This window comes from Kosakonia sp. H7A (genome assembly GCF_003028445.1).
Classification (GTDB): domain Bacteria; phylum Pseudomonadota; class Gammaproteobacteria; order Enterobacterales; family Enterobacteriaceae; genus Kosakonia; species Kosakonia radicincitans.
Genome location: NZ_PYTZ01000071.1, coordinates 1 through 522 on the forward strand (window position 1 = coordinate 1; position 522 = coordinate 522).

Genomic DNA, 522 nt, shown 5'->3' on the forward strand with positions numbered 1-522 from the left:
CAGGTCGATCAGCCGGTTGCGCTCCACGTACTGCGGCATCTTCAGCAACTGGCGCAGCTTGCGCTGGCTCAGCACCGGCGAGTTGAGGATGACGTGGTTCACCGTCTCCGGCCCGGCATGGAAGACGTTGGTCTCCTTGCCGAGCTGGGTGGTCAGCGACATCACGCAGCTCTCGCGCAGCGGGTCGATCGGCGGATTGGTGACCTGCGCGAAGGCTTGGCGGAAATAGTCGTACAGCGGCCGGGTGTGCTGGCTCAACACCGCCATCGGGGTGTCGTCGCCCATCGAGCCGGTGGCTTCCTGCTCGGTCTCGGCGAGCGGGCGCAGCACCTGCTCCACTTCCTCGGTGCTGAGCTGGAACAGCTTGTGGTAGCTGCGCAGGGTCTGCTCGGAGAACGGTTCCTCCACCAGCGAGGGGTCGATCAGCTCGGTCTGCAGGTAGGTGACGCCCAGGTGCAGCCACTGCTTGTACGGCGCGCGGGCGCGGTTGATGCGGTCGATGGCGTCCGAGTCGAGCAAGTC

At 65.9% G+C, this 522-nt stretch carries 1 protein-coding gene; it reads right to left on the minus strand.

What is annotated here, in order from left to right; translation table 11 throughout:
- A partial coding sequence (locus tag CWM66_RS28225) for a glutamate synthase central domain-containing protein (protein ID WP_304598306.1) occupies nt 1–522 on the minus strand: 522 nt, incomplete at both ends.